The 19,510-nt window shown below is 27.8% G+C and carries 19 protein-coding genes; 18 read left to right on the forward strand and 1 reads right to left on the reverse strand.

Annotated features, from left to right (window positions below):
* The first annotated feature begins 388 nt into the window (after positions 1-388).
* From INR60_RS15035 to INR60_RS15120, 18 genes are all read left to right on the forward strand, one after another.
* Positions 389-1,081: a response regulator transcription factor gene (locus INR60_RS15035; RefSeq protein ID WP_194192320.1), complete on the forward strand. Its 693-nt coding sequence runs from the start codon at positions 389-391 to the stop codon at positions 1,079-1,081.
* Positions 1,082-1,175: 94 nt separating this feature from the next.
* A complete protein-coding gene (locus INR60_RS15040; RefSeq protein WP_194192321.1) occupies positions 1,176-2,096 on the forward strand; it encodes an ATP-binding cassette domain-containing protein in 921 nt (306 codons plus the stop codon).
* The gene (locus INR60_RS15045; RefSeq protein ID WP_194192322.1) at positions 2,089-2,823 is read left to right on the forward strand and encodes an ABC transporter permease; all 735 of its coding nucleotides are present in this window, start codon (positions 2,089-2,091) and stop codon (positions 2,821-2,823) included. Before INR60_RS15040 ends, INR60_RS15045 begins: the two co-directional genes overlap by 8 nt.
* 10 nt (positions 2,824-2,833) lie before the next feature.
* Positions 2,834-3,577 (forward strand): hypothetical protein, encoded by a 744-nt coding sequence (locus INR60_RS15050; protein ID WP_194192323.1) that lies wholly within the window; start codon positions 2,834-2,836, stop codon positions 3,575-3,577.
* A 19-nt stretch (positions 3,578-3,596) separates the two neighbouring features.
* Entirely contained in the window at positions 3,597-4,499 is a 903-nt protein-coding gene (locus INR60_RS15055; RefSeq protein WP_194192324.1) for a sensor histidine kinase, read from the forward strand.
* A gap of 212 nt (positions 4,500-4,711) precedes the next feature.
* Positions 4,712-5,335 (forward strand): nuclease-related domain-containing protein, encoded by a 624-nt coding sequence (locus INR60_RS15060; RefSeq protein ID WP_194192325.1) that lies wholly within the window; start codon positions 4,712-4,714, stop codon positions 5,333-5,335.
* Between the two features lie 12 nt (positions 5,336-5,347).
* Positions 5,348-5,659, forward strand: a complete 312-nt coding sequence (locus INR60_RS15065; RefSeq protein WP_194192326.1) for a hypothetical protein — start codon at positions 5,348-5,350, stop codon at positions 5,657-5,659.
* 198 nt (positions 5,660-5,857) lie between these two features.
* Positions 5,858-6,046: a hypothetical protein gene (locus INR60_RS15070; RefSeq protein ID WP_194192327.1), complete on the forward strand. Its 189-nt coding sequence runs from the start codon at positions 5,858-5,860 to the stop codon at positions 6,044-6,046.
* A gap of 94 nt (positions 6,047-6,140) precedes the next feature.
* Positions 6,141-9,302: a DEAD/DEAH box helicase gene (locus INR60_RS15075; RefSeq protein ID WP_194192328.1), complete on the forward strand. Its 3,162-nt coding sequence runs from the start codon at positions 6,141-6,143 to the stop codon at positions 9,300-9,302.
* A gap of 261 nt (positions 9,303-9,563) precedes the next feature.
* Positions 9,564-11,111: a sodium-dependent transporter gene (locus tag INR60_RS15080; RefSeq protein ID WP_194192329.1), complete on the forward strand. Its 1,548-nt coding sequence runs from the start codon at positions 9,564-9,566 to the stop codon at positions 11,109-11,111.
* Positions 11,112-11,129: 18 nt separating this feature from the next.
* Entirely contained in the window at positions 11,130-11,261 is a 132-nt protein-coding gene (locus INR60_RS15085) for a MetS family NSS transporter small subunit (protein ID WP_194192330.1), read from the forward strand.
* Between the two features lie 139 nt (positions 11,262-11,400).
* A complete protein-coding gene (locus INR60_RS15090; RefSeq protein WP_194192331.1) occupies positions 11,401-12,651 on the forward strand; it encodes a DNA polymerase Y family protein in 1,251 nt (416 codons plus the stop codon).
* Positions 12,652-12,664: 13 nt separating this feature from the next.
* On the forward strand, positions 12,665-12,919 hold the full coding sequence (locus INR60_RS15095) for a hypothetical protein (protein ID WP_194192332.1): 255 nt from the start codon (positions 12,665-12,667) through the stop codon (positions 12,917-12,919).
* 177 nt (positions 12,920-13,096) lie between these two features.
* Positions 13,097-14,524, forward strand: coding sequence for a DUF2705 family protein (locus INR60_RS15100; protein WP_194192333.1), 1,428 nt, complete (start codon positions 13,097-13,099; stop codon positions 14,522-14,524).
* A 217-nt stretch (positions 14,525-14,741) separates the two neighbouring features.
* Entirely contained in the window at positions 14,742-15,452 is a 711-nt protein-coding gene (locus tag INR60_RS15105; protein ID WP_420797498.1) for an MIP/aquaporin family protein, read from the forward strand.
* 33 nt (positions 15,453-15,485) lie between these two features.
* Positions 15,486-16,982, forward strand: a complete 1,497-nt coding sequence (glpK, locus tag INR60_RS15110) for a glycerol kinase GlpK (RefSeq protein ID WP_194192335.1) — start codon at positions 15,486-15,488, stop codon at positions 16,980-16,982.
* A gap of 194 nt (positions 16,983-17,176) precedes the next feature.
* Positions 17,177-17,581 carry a PH domain-containing protein gene (locus tag INR60_RS15115; RefSeq protein WP_194192336.1) on the forward strand — a complete coding sequence of 135 codons (405 nt, stop codon included), beginning with the start codon at positions 17,177-17,179 and terminating at the stop codon, positions 17,579-17,581.
* Between the two features lie 364 nt (positions 17,582-17,945).
* Positions 17,946-18,284: a hypothetical protein gene (locus INR60_RS15120; RefSeq protein WP_194192337.1), complete on the forward strand. Its 339-nt coding sequence runs from the start codon at positions 17,946-17,948 to the stop codon at positions 18,282-18,284.
* A gap of 51 nt (positions 18,285-18,335) precedes the next feature.
* Here INR60_RS15120 and INR60_RS15125 read toward each other — a convergent pair whose 3' ends face one another.
* Positions 18,336-19,007, reverse strand: a complete 672-nt coding sequence (locus INR60_RS15125; RefSeq protein WP_194192338.1) for a YczE/YyaS/YitT family protein — start codon at positions 19,005-19,007, stop codon at positions 18,336-18,338.
* Positions 19,008-19,510: the final 503 nt, after the last annotated feature.

A 19,510-nucleotide genomic window follows, 5' to 3' on the forward strand; every position in this document is an offset into this window, starting at 1 on the left:
ATGTACCATAATCTCACCTCGAAAAATTTTTTTATTTTTTTAGATATTTTGATTATGGACATAAAAAATAGTCTCTATTCACGCAAATACTTTAAAATACCAACAAAGAAGCAAAACAATATTGTAGTGGAAATGAAAGATACTATATAGGTAGAGCGATAATTTTATACTTAATCAATTTAACTTGTATTAATAAAACTTTTTTAATATTAAATTGATTAATATAATAAAAAATATGTTAAGTGGGAAAATTAAAGTTAAAGATAGAAATTGTAGAAAAAAATGATAATTATTAACTATATGTTAATTAATCAGTTAGAATAATAGAAGAAAATAAAATTATAGTAAGATATAAATTAGATAAATAGAAAGTCTTTGGGAGGTAAGTATGAGAGAGGAATCTAAAGGTAATATTTTAATAGTTGAAGATGATATTGATATAAACGGATTATTATATAAAGTTTTATTAAAGAATGGTTACGATGCAAGGCAAGCTTTTTCAGGTTCAGAAGGAAAGATGTGCTTAGAATTATATGATTATGATTTAGTTCTTTTAGATTTGATGTTACCTGGAATAACAGGAGAAGAATTTATTAAACAAATAAGAGAAATCAAAAATACTCCTATAATAGTTGTATCAGCTAAAAATGAGGTTTTTGATAAGGTGAATGTTTTAAAACTTGGAGCCGATGACTTTATTACTAAGCCTTTCAATATTGAAGAACTTTTAGCAAGGGTAGAAGTCCAAATAAGAAGAAGTAAATTTAACAACTCTTTAGAGAATGAAAAATTAAAGTTTAAAAATCTAGAGATAGACCCAAGTTCAAGAGAAGTTAGGATAAACGGAGAACTTTTGAGTTTAACATTAAAGGAATTTAAAATTCTTGAATTACTAGTTAAAAATCCTAAGAGAGTTTTTACTAAAGCAAACCTTTTTGAAAGAGTTTGGGAAGAAGAATTTTTAGGAGATGATAACACTATTAATGTTCATATGAGCAACTTAAGAAATAAACTAAGTGAATTAGATAGTGAGAATGAATATATAAAAACAATATGGGGCGTTGGATTTAAGATGGAATAGAAAATTAAGTCTTTCTTAAGTGTTTCTTTAGTGGGATTTGAAAATTATACCTTAAAATACAACCTATAGAGAAAATTTAAGAGGAGATGATATCTTGAATAACATTATACAAGTTAGAAACTTGAATAAGAGCTTTAGAAATAATATTATACTAGAAGATTTAAATATGAATGTTAAAAAAGGTGAAATTTATGGCTTAGTTGGTAAAAATGGTGCTGGAAAAACAACACTTATAAGAATGATACTAGGCCTAACTGAGGTTACATCAGGAGAAATAGCATTATTTAATAAAACTTCAAAAAAAGAAATGAGAGAAGTTAGGAGTAATATCGGAAATATTATAGAAACTCCTGCATTTTACCCTTACCTTTCAGCTAAGAAAAATTTAGAATATTACAAAATTCAAAGGGGAGTAGTGGGAGGAACATCTATAGATGAGCTTCTTAGACTAGTTGGACTTTCTCATACTGGGAAAATGAAGTTTAGCAAATTTTCATTAGGTATGAAACAAAGACTTGGGCTTGCACTTGCTCTTCTTGGAGACCCAGAACTTTTAATCTTAGATGAACCTACTAACGGATTAGATCCAGTAGGAATAAAAGAAATAAGGGAAGTTTTAATAAATTTAAACAAAGTTAAAGGAGTTACTATTTTAGTTTCAAGCCATATATTAGGTGAATTATCTCAACTTGCAACTTGCTACGGTTTTTTAAGTGATAAAAAAATAGTTGAAGAAATAACAAAAGAAGAATTAAATGAAAAATGCAAGCATCACCTTTTAATAAAAGTAAGCGATCCTAAAAAATCTACAGTTATATTAGAAAAAGTTATGAGAAACACTTCTTACGAAGTTTTAAATGATGGTTTTATTAAAATATATAAAGATTTAGATAAACCAGAAGTTATAAATAGAAATTTAGTAGAATCAGGAATAGAAGTATACTCAATAGAAAGAGTTGGTGTAAATTTAGAAGAATACTTTGTTGACCTTATCGGAGGTGAGCAAAATGTTTAGAGTTTTAAAATCAGAACTTTATAAGAGTAACAGACTTGGAACTTATATAATAAACGGAATAATAGTATTAGGAATATTGCTTTTAGCTTTATTAACTAAGGATAATGGAATTAAGGAACATGGAATATTCTTTTTAACTGATATAGCTTTTTCGATGCTGCCTTTATTTTCACTTGTATATGTTTCATATTTCTTTGAAGATAATAAATACGATACTTTAAAAAATTCAGTATCATCAAGCATTTCAAAAAATGAAATATATTTAGGGAAGTTTTTAAATCAGGTTATATTATTAATAATTTCAATAGTGGTAGCTTTAGTTTCATTTGTTATTATAATAAACATATTTAACATAGGTGGAAATGATCAACTTAATAATATACTTCTTATAATTAAAAAGCTTTTTATATCATTACCTGTTTATATTTCACTTATAGCGTTATATGATTTAGTAGTTAGCTTATTTAGAAAAGAAGGAATAGCTATTTTTATGTGTGTAATAGTTATTCAAGCTGTTAATGCTTTAAGTGCATTAATAGATTATTACGGTGGGAAAATAGCACAAGATATAACACCATATATACTAACTAATCCATTAAAAACAATTATTTTTAATAATAACATAACAAACGATTCTTTAAATAAATGTTTAATAGGAGGAGTAGCAAGTCTTATAATTTATTTAGCTATAGGAATTATTGTATTTAATAAAAGAGATATTAAGTAGGTGATATTTTATGCTTAATTTAATAAAAGCTGACCTATACAAATATATAAATAGACCATATATTTATATATTAAATATAATTTTAGTAAGTGGAATAATAATTTTAGGGTTTTCCTACGGTTATTCATTTAGGATGAGAGGGGCAAAGGAAAGCCTCATTAACCCATTATTATTTATGCTTAACTTTTCAGGAATCTTTGTATTTACATTTTCAGATAACATAATTGAAAAAGGTAAATATAATACTATAAAAAATATAGCCTCATCAGATATTAAGAGAAGTAGTATTTTTATAGGAAAAGTAATAACTCAACTAATATTAGGGTTAATAACTTTTTTTATTTGTTTTATAGTAACAATTATAGTATCTTATGTATTTGATATCATGCCAAATGGAGGAATAAATGATTTTATAGATGTGTTTTTTAGGTATATGGTATCAATCCCAACACTTTTAGGTTGTATATCATTTTATACATTAATATTACTTTTTGTAAAAGGTGAAGGAAGAGGGGCTTTTTTATCTCTAATAGTTGCATTTATATTTCCAACGATATCAGTGTTATTAAGTCAAAATATAGGTCATATATTTACAATTATAGATAAATATTTTTTAATGAATTCATTAGATCTTATAAGTAAGGAATTACTTACATTTAGTGATGCTACTAGATGTATTAGTGCAGGGATAATTAATACAATAATATTTATGTTTTTAGGGATTTTAATGATGAAGAAAAAAGATATAAAATAATAAGGAGGTGGCTTAAGTTTTGTTAGGATTATTGATATTTTTACTATTAATAATAATATTAATTTTAACTTTTATATTATTAGTTAGGAATAGAGAAATAAAAAATATAACATCTGAAATAAATAATATAAATACAGAAAACAGTAGAAGAAATATAAGACTTAAGGCACCTTCTAAGGTTTTAGGGAAATTAGTTAAAGAAATAAACTCATTAATAGAAGAAAAGAATGATAATATAGAAGCATATAAGAAAAAGGATATAGAACTTAGAGATTCTATTGCAAATATGTCACACGACTTAAGGACTCCCTTGACATCTATTATGGGATATATTTATTTATTAGAGGAAGAAGAAACAACAGAAGAAGATAAACAAATTTATTTATCAATAGTTAAGAAAAGATCAGAAGTTTTAGAAAAACTAATAGGAGATTTTTATTCACTTTCAAGGATACAAGCAGAACATTATGAATTGGAACTTACAGAAATAGTCCCAGCAGATGTTTTAGTAGAAATAATAGCAGCTTTTTACGAATCAATAGCGGATAAAATTGGAGAGCCTATTATAGATATAGATGAAAAAAGATATAAAATATTAGGTGAAAAAAGCGCTTTAAATAGAGTATTTACGAATATAATAGAAAATATTTTAAAACATGGCGAAGGTGATGTAAAGATAGGGCTAAAACCAGAAGGAGAGAGTTTAATTATAGAATTTTCAAATAAAGCAGAATCTCTTGATGAGATAAGCGCAAAAAGAATATTTGAGAAATTTTTTACTGGAGATAGGATGAGAACAGGACAAAACACAGGTCTTGGACTTGCGATAGTTAAGCTACTAGTAGAAAAAATGAACGGAGAAATAAGTAGCGAAAAAGTAGATGATAGATTAGTTATAAAATTAAAATTCAATAGGATATAAAATATTAGCCCTGTAGTGTTTCTACAGGGCTTTATTTTGAATAAAATGTAAATATTCTATATGAAAAATTATAACATATATTCATTATGATACAATTTTACTAAGAGGTGATAGGATGCTAGGAATTATAGGAGCATAGGTATTTTTGCCTATAAGGGTGTAAAGTATTTATAAGTATGATTTAAAACTAAATAGGGGGAACAAAAGAAGAAATGGAATCAATAATTATTTTAAGTATAATTATTTTAGCTTTAGTTATTACAGTTAAAATAATAGAAACAAAGCACAAAGCAAAACTTACAGGATATATAGGAGAAAGAGAAACTAAAAAGAGTTTATCAAATCTAAAAGAATATAGGATTTTAGATGATGTACTTTTAAAAACTCAAAGGGGAACGACTCAAATAGATCACATACTTATAGGTCCAAATGGAGTCTTTTCAATAGAAGATAAAAACTATAGTGGGTGGATTTATGGAGATGAAAATTATAAATTTTGGACTCAAGTTATATATAATAAGAAGAGTAGATTTTATAATCCAATTTGGCAAAACAAAGGACACGTAAAGGCTATAGATAATATAATTACTGATAAGTTTAAAGTAAAAGCAGTATCAGTAATAGTATTTTCAAATAGATGTGAGTTAAAAAAGATAAAAGCAAAAGATATAGTAATAAAAAGAAATATGCTAAATAAGACTATTAAAAATTATAGTAATAAAAAGAATTTAACAAAGGAAGAGATAGATAATATTTATTATAATCTAAGTAAAGCAAATATATTAGATAAAAAATCTAGAAAAGAGCATCTAGAAAAGGTCAAATTAAAAAAATAGAGGCGGTATAAAATGGGGTTGTTAGAAGAGGTATTACAAGTAGCTTTAATTGGAATAATAGCATACTTTATATCGATAAAACTACTTAATAAATTAAATATAATAAAAAAGATAAAAGAAAAAAATAGTGATGGAAAACACAATTATAGAGTAGGGATTATAAGTATGATATCTTATGCAGTGGTACTTATAGCGATTAATATTATTTTTGATAGCTTAAGGTTATACAATTCAGAAAACATAAGGATAGGAATAGCTGTTGGAGTGGGACTAGCATTACTATATTTTTTGATATGGAAAGAAGAAGTAGAAGATATTGTTTAAATATAATATATTTTAAAAAGATAAAATTATGTTGTGTAATATGATAAGGTAAACGAATACCATTTAATAAAATGTAAAATCTATAATAAAAGGTGTAAATATTTCTCACTTTGTACTATAATAGGTAAGTCGTTTAAATTTGACCTATGAGGAAGACTTAGAAGTAAATGCTTAGAAATTTATTTTAGAGGTGAGAAAATGTTAAATAAATCATTAAACGTAATTTTAGGAGCTTCATTTGTATCTTTAATTTTACTAGGAATAGTAGAATATTTTAGTAAATACGATTTAAGCTTTAATTCATTAAATATTATTTCAGGAATTACAGGAATCGGAATATTATTTGCAGTAATGTATTTTATGCACAAAATTAAATTAGCTAAATAAGATAATATTTTATATGGAATATACATACGGGTGTTACAGTATTTTTGTAACACCCGTTTTTCATTTGGTATAATTAAATAAAGAGGTGAATTATTTGAAAGAGGGAATATATGAGCAAGTTATAAATAAAGAGGTATTAAAAAATATAGAATTATTAGATAAAACTAAGTATTTAGTAGATACAGAAAAAATAGATAAAGAAGAAGCTAAGGTGGTTTTATCAAGTTACATAGAAGAAGTTATAAGAAAGTCACTTAATTATATAAGAGATAATGAAAAAGAAGAGTCAAAGAAGCTTTTAAGCCAGATTGAGGCTTGTAATAAAATAATAAATATACTTGAAAAGATATCTAATGATGCGGAAATAGATAAATATAAAATTGAAGAAAGAGGAGAAATACTAACTTCTCTATATTCAAAAATTAATAATAGTAGATCACTTAAAAAAGGAAAAGCAGTAAGACCAGTAACTCCAATATCACAAAGTTCTCTTTTTACGGGGGCTAGCTTAGAACCTAATATGCTAGGAGAACTTAATAAAGAAATATTATCTTGTGATTCTATAGATTTGTTAGTTTCATTTGTAAAGTGGAGTGGTATAAGGTGCATAATAGATAGCTTGAAGGAAGCTACTAACAATGGAAAAAGATTAAGGATAATTACTACATCATATATGGGAGCATCTGATTTTAAAGCTATAGATGAGTTAAGTAGGCTTAAAAATACAGAAATAAAAGTTTCTTATGATACTGAAAGGACTAGACTTCACGCAAAAGCTTATATGTTTTCAAGAGAAACTGGATTTACTACAGCATACATAGGGTCATCTAATCTATCAAATGCAGCGCTAACTTCTGGGTTAGAATGGAATATAAAAATTACGGAAAAAGATTCTTTTGATATAGTAAATAAGTTTAATGCAACCTTTGAGAGCTATTTTAACGATTCAGAATTTGTTTTATATAAAGGAACTGATGAGGATAAGTTACTTTTAAAAAGAGCATTGAAAAAAGAAGTTAGAGATGAAAGTGAAGATTTTAATTATACTTTAGATATAAGACCTTTCTCGTATCAAAAAGAAATATTAGAAAAATTAGAAGTAGAAAGAGAAATCTTTAATAGGCATAGAAATCTTTTAGTAGCAGCTACAGGTGTTGGTAAAACTGTAATATCAGCCTTTGATTACAAAAATTTTTGCAAAAAGAATAATTTTTCTAACAAAAATACATTACTATTTGTAGCACATAGAGAAGAAATCTTAAAGCAAAGTAGAGATACTTTTAGGGCAATATTAAAAGATAGAAATTTTGGAGATCTAGTCGTAGGTAAATATAAAGGAGAAAATTTAGATCATTTATTTATATCTATTCAAAGCTTAAATAGCAAGGAATTAATAGATATAACATCAGAGGATAAATATGATTTTATTATTGTAGATGAGTTTCATCATGCACTTGCACCTTCATATAGAAAATTACTAGAATATTATAAGCCTAAAGTGTTATTAGGGCTTACTGCAACTCCTGAGAGAGCAGATGGTAAAAGTGTTTTCAGTTATTTTGAAAATAGAATTTCTGCAGAGATAAGATTACCAGAAGCAATAGATAGAAAATTATTATGTCCTTTTCAATATTTTGCAGTTACAGATGATATAGATTTATCTAGACTAAAATGGAAAAGAAAAGGATATGATTTATCAGAACTTAATAAAGTTTATACAGGAAATGATTTAAGGGTAGACCAAATCATAAGAAGTTTAAATGAATATGTTACTGATTTAGATGATGTTAAAGGATTAGGTTTTTGCGTTAGCGTTGAGCATGCAAAATATATGGCAGAAAGCTTTAAAAGAAGAGGCATAAAATCTATAGCTGTAACTGGAGAGAGCTTAGATTATGAGAGAAAAGATGCAAAAAGATTGTTAGTAAGTGGCGAAATAAAATTTATATTTGCAGTAGATATTTATAATGAAGGGGTTGATATTCCTGAAATTAATACTGTAATGTTTTTAAGACCTACGGAAAGTTTAACTGTATTTTTACAACAGCTTGGAAGAGGGCTTAGACTTTCAGATGATAAGGAATGTTTGACTGTTTTAGACTTTGTAGGACAAGCTAATAAAAACTATAATTTTGAAGAGAAGTTTAGGGCTTTAATAGGAAAAACTAATAAACCGGTAAAAGAATATATTGAAAATGGATTTTTAACTTTGCCTAGAGGTTCATATATTAAGCTAGAAAAGAGAGCAAAAGAATATATTTTAGAAAATATAAAAAGTTTAACTAATAATAAAAGAAATTTAATTTCTAAAATAAAGAATTTTAAAAGTGATACAAATTTAGAGCTTAATTTTTATAATTTTATATCTCACTATAACCTATCTTTGATAGATTTTTATGGTAAATCAGGTGATAGGAGTTTTAGTAGATTATTAGTTGATGCAGGTGAGAAAGAAGATTTTAATGAAAAATTAGAAAAAGATATCACTAAAAAACTTAAAAACTTATTTAGTATTAATTCAAGAAGATTTATTGATTTTATTTTAAAATTAATTAATGGAAGAGTAGAATTTAATAATATGAGCAATGAAGATATCTTAATGGCGTATATGTTTTATTATACAATGTTTGATGCGAGCCCTGAAAAATTAGGATATACAGATTTAAAAGATGGTATAAATGATTTATTAAAAAATACAAATATGATAAATGAAGTTAAAGAAATATTAGAATTTAATTATAGCAATATTTCATTTATAGATAAAAAAGTAGATTTAGTATTTGAATGTCCTTTAGACTTACATTGCGTATATAGTAGAAATCAAATTATGGCCGCCTTAGGATATTATAATGAAAAAAAGCCAAGTTTTAGAGAAGGGGTAAAGTATTTTAAAGATAAAAAATTAGATGCGTTTTTTATAACATTAAATAAAAGCGATAAAGAATTTTCACCATCTACCCTTTATGAAGACTATGCAATAAATGATAAATTATTTCACTGGCAGAGTCAAAGCACAACTTCGTTAGAAAGTAACACAGGACAAAGATATATTAACCATAAAAAATTAAAAAGCAAGATAGTATTATTTGTTAGAGAAAATAGTAAAAAAGATGGTATTACAGAAAGTTTTATGTATTTAGGAACATGTGAATATAGAAGCCATAAAGGTAATAAACCGATAAGTTTTATTTTTGAACTTAAGGAAGAAATACCAGCTAATATTATAAATAAAGCAAATAAAAGTATTATTATATAGTGAAAATAGCACTAACAGATTTGTTAGTGCTATTTTTTATAGTTTGATTAATTTGAGTGAAAAGAGGTATTTGGTAAAAAAAGTATACGAATGGCGAACAAATTTGGAATTTGTGTACAAGCACAAAAGAAATAATTGAAATTTATTAAAAATAGTATAATATTATAAATAATATATTTACATATAGAGAAATAAATTATTAAATTATCAACTAAAAGAATTGAAAAGTGATAAGTTGATAATTTTAAAGGGGGCAAGCGAATGGAAGAAAACAGAGAACAATGGGGATCAAAGATTGGATTTATACTTGCAGCTATAGGTTCAGCAGTTGGCTTAGGGAATATTTGGAGATTTCCTTATGTTGCATACGAAAATGGTGGAGGGGCTTTTTTAATACCATATTTCTTTGCAATATTTACAGCAGGTATACCATTATTAATCCTTGAATATTCTATGGGGCATAAGTACAAAGGATCTACACCACTTGCAATAGCAAGAGCATCTAAAAAGTGGGAATGGCTTGGGTGGTGGCCAACTATAACATCAGCAATTATAGTAGCGTATTATTCAGTAATCATAAGTTGGGCTATGAATTATTTTGTACTTAGTTTTAAAAAGGGCTGGGGAAGTGATGCAAATTCATTTTTCCATAGTGACTTCCTTAATTTAAGTGAATCACCATTTCAAATAGGAGGAGTAGTTTGGTATGTACTTCTTGGAGTGGCAGTTATTTGGGTTATCAACTGGGTAGTTTGTTATAAGGGTATTAAAAAGGGAATTGAGAAAGTAAATAAGATTTTATTACCAACTTTGGTTTTAATAATGATAATTATAGCAGTTAGAGCTGTAACGTTAGAGGGGGCTATGGCTGGACTTAATACTTTATTTACCCCAGATTGGGAAATGGTAACTAAGCCAGATGTTTGGATAGCAGCGTATGGACAAGTATTTTATTCATTAAGTATAGCTATTGGAATTATGATGACTTATTCAAGTTATCTTCCTAAAAAAACTGATATAAATAATAGTGCATTTGTAACAGCATTTGCAAACTGTGGATTTGAGTTTTTATCAGCGATAGCTGTTTTTGCTATATTGGGGTTTATGGCAACAGCGCAAGGAGTTCAAGTTTCAGAAGTTGTATCAAGTGGGATAGGATTAGCATTTGTAGCTTTTCCACAGATATTTAGTACTATGGGAACTGTAGGGAACTTCCTTGGACCGTTATTCTTCTTATGTTTAATATTTGCAGGAATAACTTCATCAGTATCATTAACTGAAGCTGTTTCAGCACCTTTTAATGATAAGTTTGGTTGGAGCAGAAAAAAAGTAGTTACAGCTATGTGTTTAATTGGGGCAACACTTAGTTCACTATTTGCAACAGGAGCAGGTTTATATATTTTAGATATAGTTGATCAATTTATAAATAGCTATGGAATAGTTGTAGTGGGACTATTTGAAGTTATATTGATTGGTTGGATTTTGAAACCTGATGAATTAAGAGAGCACGCAAATTCTATCTCTCACTTTAAGATAGGGAAATGGTGGGATGTAGCTATTAAGTTCATCACACCAGCTCTTTTAATCTATATGATAGTTCAAAATGTATTAAAAGAAATTAATGCACCATACGGAGGGTATGAAGTAAGTCAGCTTTTAGCTTATGGATGGAGCGTAATAGGGTTTGGGATTATTGTAGCACTAGTTATAACTAAAAAGCCTTGGAGGGCTAATAAAATTAGTGAAGAGCAGGTTAAAGAGGATGATTTAGAAGAGGAATTAAATAATAATTTAGAATTAGATCTTTAAAAAAGGGGGCTTTTTTATATGACAAAAGTAGCGATAGTTTTCTTTTTGATAGGTGCAACAGTCTTGTGGGGAGGCTTAGCGATATCTTTAACAATGCTTATAAAAAGCGAAAAGAAAGCTAGTTTAGAAGAATCTAAAAACAATAAATAAAATATATTTTAATTAAGACTTATGTTTAAAATTTAAAAAACATAAGTCTTAATTTTTTTGTCTCCAAAAATTTACTATTTACAAAAGAACGTATGTTCGGTATTATTTTAATATAAATATTTTTAGAAGGTGCGGTAAAATGGATGATAAAATAATTTTTCATGTAGATGTTAATTCAGCTTATTTATCTTGGATAGCAGTTCATAGACTTCAGTTTGGAGAAGATGATATTGATATTAGAACTATTCCATCAATAATCGGAGGAAATATAAAGGAGCGTCACGGGATAGTTTTAGCAAAATCTATCCCTGCTAAAAAATATAATATTCAAACAGGGGAGCCTGTTGTAAAAGCTTTAGGAAGGTGCAAAGACCTTAAAGTGTATCCGCCAGATTATAAAATTTTTATGAGATGTAGTGATGCTATGTATGAGCTTTTACGAGAGTATTCTCCGCTTATCCAAAGATATTCAGTAGATGAAGTTTTTATGGATATGAGTCATTTAAAAGATAATTATATTGATAAGGCTATAGAGATAAAAGATAGAATTGAAAAAGAATTAGGATTTACAGTAAATATCGGGATAAGTACAAATAAACTTTTAGCGAAGATGGCTAGTGATTTTAAGAAAAAGAATTCAATTCATACTTTATTTCAAGAAGAAATAAAAGATAAGATGTGGCCTTTACCTATAAGGGATTTATTTATGGTAGGAAGTAGAACTGAAAAAAAGTTAAAAAAGCTTAATATTCAAACTATAGGTGATTTAGCTCATTATAATTTTGATATTTTAAGTCATATGTTTAAAAGTTATGCAAAAGTTATATATAACTATGCAAATGGAATTGAAAATTCAAAGGTAAGGGATAAAAATTATCTTGAAGTTAAGGGTATTGGAAATTCAACTACAGCTCCTTTTGATATTTTTAGGAGAGAAGATGCTTTAAAGGTGTTATTATCATTAGTTGAAACAGCTTCTATGAGGCTTAGGAAAAATGAAACTATGTGCACTTTAGTTCATGTTTCTATAAAAACTAATGTATTTATAAGATACTCGCACCAAGTAACTCTAAATGCACCAACAGATTCTACAGAGGAATTATTTAAAGAAATTACAAAGGCATTTGATGAAGTTTGGAAAGGTGAAGGTATAAGGCACTTAGGAGTAAGATTTTCTAAACTTTGTTCTAATGAATTTTATCAAAAGAATTTATTTGATGATGATAAAAAAGATAAGAGAAGAGCACTTGATAAAACTATTGATGAAATTAGATTTAGATATGGTAATAAATCAGTCTTTAGATCTACTTTTATCAATTCAAAAATTAAACCTCTTAGTGGAGGAGTTGTAGAAGAAGAGGATTATATGATGATGGGAAGTATTTTATAGGAGTTGATTAATTATGAAAGTTTCTAAAGTAATTCAAGTTATTGCTTGGTTTGATGAAAAGGGTAAGATTAGACCTGTAAGATTTAGATATGAAGATGAGGAAGAACTTAAGGTGATTATTATAGAAGAAATTTTAAATAGGGAATTTAAAAACCTTGGAGGCACTCCTACGTGGACTTTTACTTGTACGTCAAAAATAGATGGGAAGAAGAATATATATCATATTAAATACGATATGTTATCTAATAGATGGATAGTTTTCTTTTAGAGTAAATAAAAATAGATTATTTTAAAGCACTAAATTTATATTAATAAAATTTAGTGCTTTTATTTTGTAATGAAACTGTAATTTTAGAATTATAGAAAAGTAAGCTTAAGAAAATATACTAAAAATATAAAGTGGAAAATTAAAAAGTTTATATAAATAAAAAGATGAGGTGAAAGTATGAATGCAGTTTTAGAGTTAAAAGATGTAACAAAGAGAATAGGAAAAAAAGAGCTAGTTAAAGGAGTTACTTTTACTATAAATAAGGGTGAGATATTTGGATTTTTAGGACCAAACGGCGCAGGAAAAACAACTACTATAAAGATGATAACAGGACTTTATAAAATTACAGAAGGACATATATTTGTAGATGGGGTTAATGTTTCAAAAAACTTTAAAAAAGCATTAAAAGGTGTTGGTGCAATTATAGAAAATCCTGAGATGTACGGATACTTAACGGGAAGAGAAAATCTAAAAATCTTTGGTAGGATGCATGATAATGTTGATGCTAAAAGAATAGAAGAAGTTGCAAAGCTTGTTAAACTTGGAAACAGAATAGATGATAAGGTAAATAAATATTCTTTAGGAATGAGACAAAGATTAGGAGTTGCACAGGCTCTACTTCATAGACCCAAACTACTTATATTAGACGAACCAACTAATGGACTTGACCCTATGGGAATAAAAGAACTTAGGGAGATGCTTAGAGAACTTTCAGAAACAGAGGGATTATCAGTTCTAGCATCAAGTCACCTTTTAAGTGAGATGGAACTTATGTGTGATAGATTCGGAATAATAGATAGCGGGAAAATAATAGGAATTAAAACTATATCAGATATTAAAGAAGAAAATGATAAAATTCATACTTATGCTTTAGATATATCGGATATGGATAAGGCATTTATAGTTATAGAAGATATAAAAAATGACGTTTTAGCTAAAATGAAAAATGACAAATTAATAATTACATTCTCAAAAGAAGGATTTGCTAAAGTAAATAAACGATTAGTTTTAAATGATATTGAAGAGTATGAGGTTAAAGTATTAGCAATAAGACCGATTAGTAGATGGAAGATATTATTATCAAAATTATTGGCACTTCTAGTAATTGGAGTTTCGATTGTTTTAGGTTCTGTTATTGTACTTTTAATTTCAAGCGGAAGTGTTTATGGATTTGATACATTAAAGACACCAATTTTAGAAGCGAATGGGAATAGTATATTTGAGGTGAGCTATTTAGGGTATTTTATTAAAAATATTAGTTTATCATTATCAGGCTTACTATTTGTTACGGGGTTAGTATTTATGTTATCTACAGTAACAAAGAATACCGCTATTTCTGTTGCAGTAAGTATGCTTATATATTTAGGGGCGTTACCTATTACATTAATATTAGCTTCAAATGGAGTAGGAGGCATTTTAAAAACATTTATTCCGTATATAGATTATTCTATTTTTAATTTGGTAGATGTATTTAAGGAAATGATAGTTACAAATACAGTGGTGCAATTAAGTCCTGAATTTGGATCAATACAGTTATTAATAGGGTTTGTTATCATGTCAGTGATATCAGTTATAGTATTTATAAAAAATGATATAAAAAATTAATCAAATTAAAAAAAAGATTGATTTTAAGGACAAGCATGATATAATTATATTGTAAATGTTTTCAAATTATAAGATTCATAAAATTTTCTTTAATTTATGTGGAAGAGAAGGAGAGTTTAGCATAGATGACAGAGGTGTTTTCTTTGCGGGCTCTCTTTTTATTTTTGCCTATTTTAATTTTAATTAATATAGAAAAAAAGCATTATTATAGGAGGAAATGAACATGGTCAATTTTTTAGCAGAGATGATAGGAACAATGATCCTAATCTATTTAGGGGATGGAGTTGTTGCTAACGTAGTTTTGAAAAAAACTAAAGGACATAATTCAGGATGGATGGTTATTTCATCAGGTTGGGCATTTGCAGTTGCAATACCGGCATTTATATTTGGAGCAACTAGTGGAGCTCACTTTAATCCAGCTTTAACAATAGCTTTAGCTGCAATAGGTGATTTCCCTTGGAGTCAAGTTCCAATGTATATTACAGCTCAGATGATAGGGGCATTCCTTGGAGCAGTTTTAGTTTTTCTTCAATATTACAATCACTTTGAAGAAACAGAGGATAAAGATGGGAAGCTTGGAGTATTCTGTACAGGTCCAGCACTAAGAAATAGTAAATTTAATTTTATAAGTGAGTTCTTCGGAACATTTTTATTAGTGTTTGGTATTTTGGGTATTGGAAATGTAGAAATGGCAAATGGTTTAAACACACTTGCAGTAGGACTTTTAATTTGGGCTATAGGTTTAAGCTCTGGGGGTACAACAGGGTATGCAATTAATCCTGCTAGAGACTTAGCACCAAGAATAGCACATGCTATTTTACCTGTTCCAGGTAAGAGAGATTCAGATTGGAAGTATGCTTGGATACCAGTAGTTGCGCCTATTGTTGGTGCATTAGCTGGAGCATTTGTTTTTGTAACTGTATTCTAAAAGACATTTTAAAAATTTTATGAGGTGATTAATATGGGAAAATATGTAATAGCATTAGATCAAGGAACTACAAGTTCAAGAGCTATAATTTTTGATAAAGGTCAAAATATATTAGGAATTAGTCAAAAAGAGTTTACGCAAATATATCCTAAAGAAGGCTGGGTAGAACATAATCCAATGGAAATCTGGGCATCTCAATTTGGAGTTTTGCAAGAAGTTATCGCTAAAGCAAATATAACTCAAGATGAAATAGCAGCAATTGGTATAACAAATCAGAGGGAAACTACTATAGTTTGGGATAAAAATACTGGGGAACCAGTTTATAACGCTATAGTTTGGCAGTGTAGAAGAACAGCTAAAATTTGTGATGAGTTAAGAGAAAGAGGTTTAGAAGAATATATTAAAGAAACTACAGGACTAGTTTTAGATGCATATTTTTCAGGCACTAAAATAAAATGGATTTTAGATAACGTAGAAGGTGCAAGAGAAAAAGCAGAAAGAGGAGACTTGTTATTTGGAACAGTTGATACTTGGTTAGTTTGGAAACTTACTAATGGAAAAGTGCATGTAACAGATTATACAAATGCCTCAAGAACTATGTTATATAACATAAAAGAATTAAAATGGGATGAAAAACTATTAAAAGAATTAGATATTCCAAAGAGCATGCTACCAGAGGTAAAAAGCTCTTCTGAAATATATGGCTATACTAACCTTGGTGGTACAGGGGGAGTTAGAGTTCCTGTTGCTGGTATGGCTGGAGATCAGCAAGCAGCATTATTTGGACAAACTGCCTTTGAAAAAGGAGATGCTAAAAACACATACGGAACTGGATGTTTCTTGCTTATGAATACAGGAAATGAAGCAGTAAGTAGTAAGCATGGACTTTTAACTACTATAGCAGCAAGTACAAAAGACAATGTTCAATATGCTTTAGAAGGTTCAATATTCGTCGGTGGTGCAGTTATACAATGGCTAAGAGATGAGATGAAATTAATTACAGATGCAGCTGATTCAGAATATTTTGCTAAAAAAGTTAAGAACAATGGTGGAGTCTATGTAGTTCCTGCATTTGTTGGACTAGGAGCACCTTATTGGGATATGTATGCAAGAGGTGCTGTTCTAGGACTTACTAGAGGAGCAAATAGAAATCATTTAATAAGAGCATCACTTGAAGCTATAGCTTACCAAACTAAAGAGGTAATTGATGCGATGGCATCAGATTTAGGTTCAGAATTAAACGTCTTAAGTGTTGACGGAGGAGCAAGTAGAAATAAATTCTTAATGCAATTCCAATCAGATATTATAGGAAGAAAAGTTCAAAAGCCTATAATAATAGAAACAACAGCACTTGGAGCAGCTTATTTAGCTGGACTTGCAGTTGGTTTCTGGAAAGATAAACAAGAAATAAAAGAAATGCAATGTATAGGTGAGACTTTTGAACCGGGAATGGAAAAAGAAGAAGTAGATAAATTATTTAAAGGCTGGAAAAAGGCGGTTAAAAGATCTATGGAGTGGGAAGAAGAATAAAATATTAAAGTCAAAATAAGTAAAGTTAAAATAATAAAAATTAATGAGTGAGTATGAGAAAAGCATGGTATTAGATACTGTGCTTTTTTTATTTTTAGATGCTTTTTATGTAAAACTAATTGACAAAAAAATAAAGGTATATTAATATCATATTATAAGTTAATAAATACTATGTTGAAAAGGGGAGAAGAATAATGGGATTATTTGATAAAATGGTAGGGAAAGCAACGGTTGGAGCTGATATAAGACCTATAAAAGATTTTTTATTAGAAGGTGAAGAGGTTATAGCTTCATATCAATTTTTAAGAGACTCTATAATATTAACTAACTTAGGAATTTATCAAGTTGATGTTCAAGGAATGACAGGTAAAAAGGTAGAAGTTAAGTTTTTCCCAAAGAAAAATGTTAAGAGTGTAACTTTTGAAACGGCAGGAACATTTGATTATGACGTAGATATAAAAATAGGAGTAGATGGAAATAGTGCTATTCATAGTACAGGAGTATTTTATAATGCACCTATTTCATTTAAAGTTCCGAAATCACAAGCAAATCAAGCAAAAGAAGTAATAGGAATAGTAAAAAAATATTATTTAACATAGTTTTAAAAAGATGCTTTAGGGCATCTTTTTTATTTTATATATTAGGAAACAGGCTATAAAGTGGGTAATAAATAATATTTTAATTAACTAAATAAAAATTATGTAAAATTGGCGGTGTAATTATAATGCATTTAAAATGCGATATAATAGGTTTTTGTGTAGTTATATGCAAAAGGACATATACGAAGAGAAATATAGCTTAAAAATCAATATAGAGGCATAAAAAATATGAGGGTTAGTGGTATAGACATGCATACCTTAAGAAAATTATGTAGAATTCTATAAAAAAACTAGTTTATATGTAATAAATTATAGAGTTTTATAATAGATTTTTACTAGGATAGAAATAAAAAGGGGACTTTATATGGATTTTATTGAACTTCTAGGCGTTATTTTAAATGAGAGTAATAACTTAGGGAAAAAGATAAATATCTTTGAAGGAGATATTTATGAAGAAGATGATGTTATAGAGATAAAAAGAATATTAGATGAACTAGATTTTGCAGTAAAAGGCTTACGAGGTAAGTTAAATGACACAGTTTTAGATAATTTAGATCATAATATCTACGTATTAGGTTTAAAAGTTGACTTTAGTTATGATGGAGAGGATGAACTTGAATTAAGGCATAAAGAGATAGAAAATAGAGCAGGGATAAATTGTATCCATAGAATAATAGAAATAGTAAATGAACTAGTAAAATAAAAAAACAGACAAGCGTAATGCTTGTCTGTTTGTATATAAGTAAGTGTTATTTTAAGCTTGTGCGTTTTTCTTTCTCTCAGCTAATTCGTCTTCTGAATAAATTATTTTGTGAGATACAGCTTCAATCTTTGGCATAAAGAATTGTATTAATGGACCAGTAAGTAATGCTGCGATTACAGTACCAACACCAACAACTCCTCCAAGGAAGAATCCAAGGATTAAGAAAGTAGCATCTATACACATTCTTACTACGCTGTAACTTTTCTTTGCTTTATCAGCTAAGATAAATGGAATTATATCATTTGGAGCAACTCCTAAGTCAGTTGACTTTAATAGTGAGAATCCGATTGCTATAATTACACAACTAATCGCAACGAATACCATTCTAATAAAGAAGTTATATTGCTCTAAATGGAAAGGTCTTAAAACAGTCATCATTAAATTGATGAATGGTCCAGCTGTGAACATAGCTAAAACTGTTCCTATAAATATATGATGTTTAGCTACGAAGAATATTATTACTAAGAAAGTGAAAGTAATAATCATATTTGCAGTACCAGGCATAATACCTAATATATCAGCTAAACCTTGAGTAAATATTGTAAAAGGATCTGATCCTATATTTGATTCAAGATAAATAGCAACCCCAGCTTGGATTATCCAAACGCCAAGGAAAAAGAATAATAATTTTAATAGCATTTGTTTTACGTTTACATTTTTCATATTTTTCAATCTCCATTACTTAAATTTTTAACAATCATACGATATCATAAAAAGATTAATAAAAAAAACGGGGTATTTTTAAATATCATCAAAGTTACATAAGGTTTACATAAAAATATGTTAATTGAATACTTTTACAAATTATCAAATTATCAAAAAAGTTCAATATTTGTTTTAAAATTAATATAATTTTAAGAAAAAGATTTGAAATAAATGGGAAAAGTGTGAATAAAAATATATAAATATCAAATACAAAGTCGTATTTAGTAGAATTGAGTGAAAGGTTTTCAACTGCTTGAAGGAAAAAGTATATATAAATAAGAAGAACTTGATAATATATCAAGTTCTTTTTTAAGGATATAAAATATTGTTGTAACGCGATATGTCAGGCATATCTAAATTCAAAAATCTAAATTATAATTACTTTCTTAAATAATCTAGATTACTGGCTATTGAAAAAACAATCAAGTTAATGACTGTTTTAAAATGTAAACTATGCTTAT

Source organism: Clostridium chrysemydis (genome assembly GCF_015234215.1).
GTDB lineage: Bacteria > Bacillota > Clostridia > Clostridiales > Clostridiaceae > Clostridium > Clostridium chrysemydis.

Bases quoted from the DNA above. Each gene is read 5' to 3' on its own strand.
- glpK (WP_194192335.1), top strand. From the start codon at position 15,486: ATGGGAAAATATGTAATAGCATTAGATCAAGGAACTACAAGTTCAAGA.
- INR60_RS15070 (WP_194192327.1), top strand. From the start codon at position 5,858: ATGTTAAATAAATCATTAAACGTAATTTTAGGAGCTTCATTTGTATCT.
- INR60_RS15095 (WP_194192332.1), top strand. From the start codon at position 12,665: ATGAAAGTTTCTAAAGTAATTCAAGTTATTGCTTGGTTTGATGAAAAG.
- INR60_RS15105 (WP_420797498.1), top strand. From the start codon at position 14,742: ATGAACATGGTCAATTTTTTAGCAGAGATGATAGGAACAATGATCCTA.
- INR60_RS15090 (WP_194192331.1), top strand. From the start codon at position 11,401: ATGGATGATAAAATAATTTTTCATGTAGATGTTAATTCAGCTTATTTA.
- INR60_RS15065 (WP_194192326.1), top strand. From the start codon at position 5,348: ATGGGGTTGTTAGAAGAGGTATTACAAGTAGCTTTAATTGGAATAATA.
- INR60_RS15080 (WP_194192329.1), top strand. From the start codon at position 9,564: ATGGAAGAAAACAGAGAACAATGGGGATCAAAGATTGGATTTATACTT.
- INR60_RS15060 (WP_194192325.1), top strand. From the start codon at position 4,712: ATGGAATCAATAATTATTTTAAGTATAATTATTTTAGCTTTAGTTATT.
- INR60_RS15050 (WP_194192323.1), top strand. From the start codon at position 2,834: ATGCTTAATTTAATAAAAGCTGACCTATACAAATATATAAATAGACCA.
- INR60_RS15085 (WP_194192330.1), top strand. From the start codon at position 11,130: ATGACAAAAGTAGCGATAGTTTTCTTTTTGATAGGTGCAACAGTCTTG.
- INR60_RS15100 (WP_194192333.1), top strand. From the start codon at position 13,097: ATGAATGCAGTTTTAGAGTTAAAAGATGTAACAAAGAGAATAGGAAAA.
- INR60_RS15115 (WP_194192336.1), top strand. From the start codon at position 17,177: ATGGGATTATTTGATAAAATGGTAGGGAAAGCAACGGTTGGAGCTGAT.
- INR60_RS15045 (WP_194192322.1), top strand. From the start codon at position 2,089: ATGTTTAGAGTTTTAAAATCAGAACTTTATAAGAGTAACAGACTTGGA.
- INR60_RS15035 (WP_194192320.1), top strand. From the start codon at position 389: ATGAGAGAGGAATCTAAAGGTAATATTTTAATAGTTGAAGATGATATT.
- INR60_RS15120 (WP_194192337.1), top strand. From the start codon at position 17,946: ATGGATTTTATTGAACTTCTAGGCGTTATTTTAAATGAGAGTAATAAC.
- INR60_RS15125 (WP_194192338.1), bottom strand. From the start codon at position 19,007: ATGAAAAATGTAAACGTAAAACAAATGCTATTAAAATTATTATTCTTT.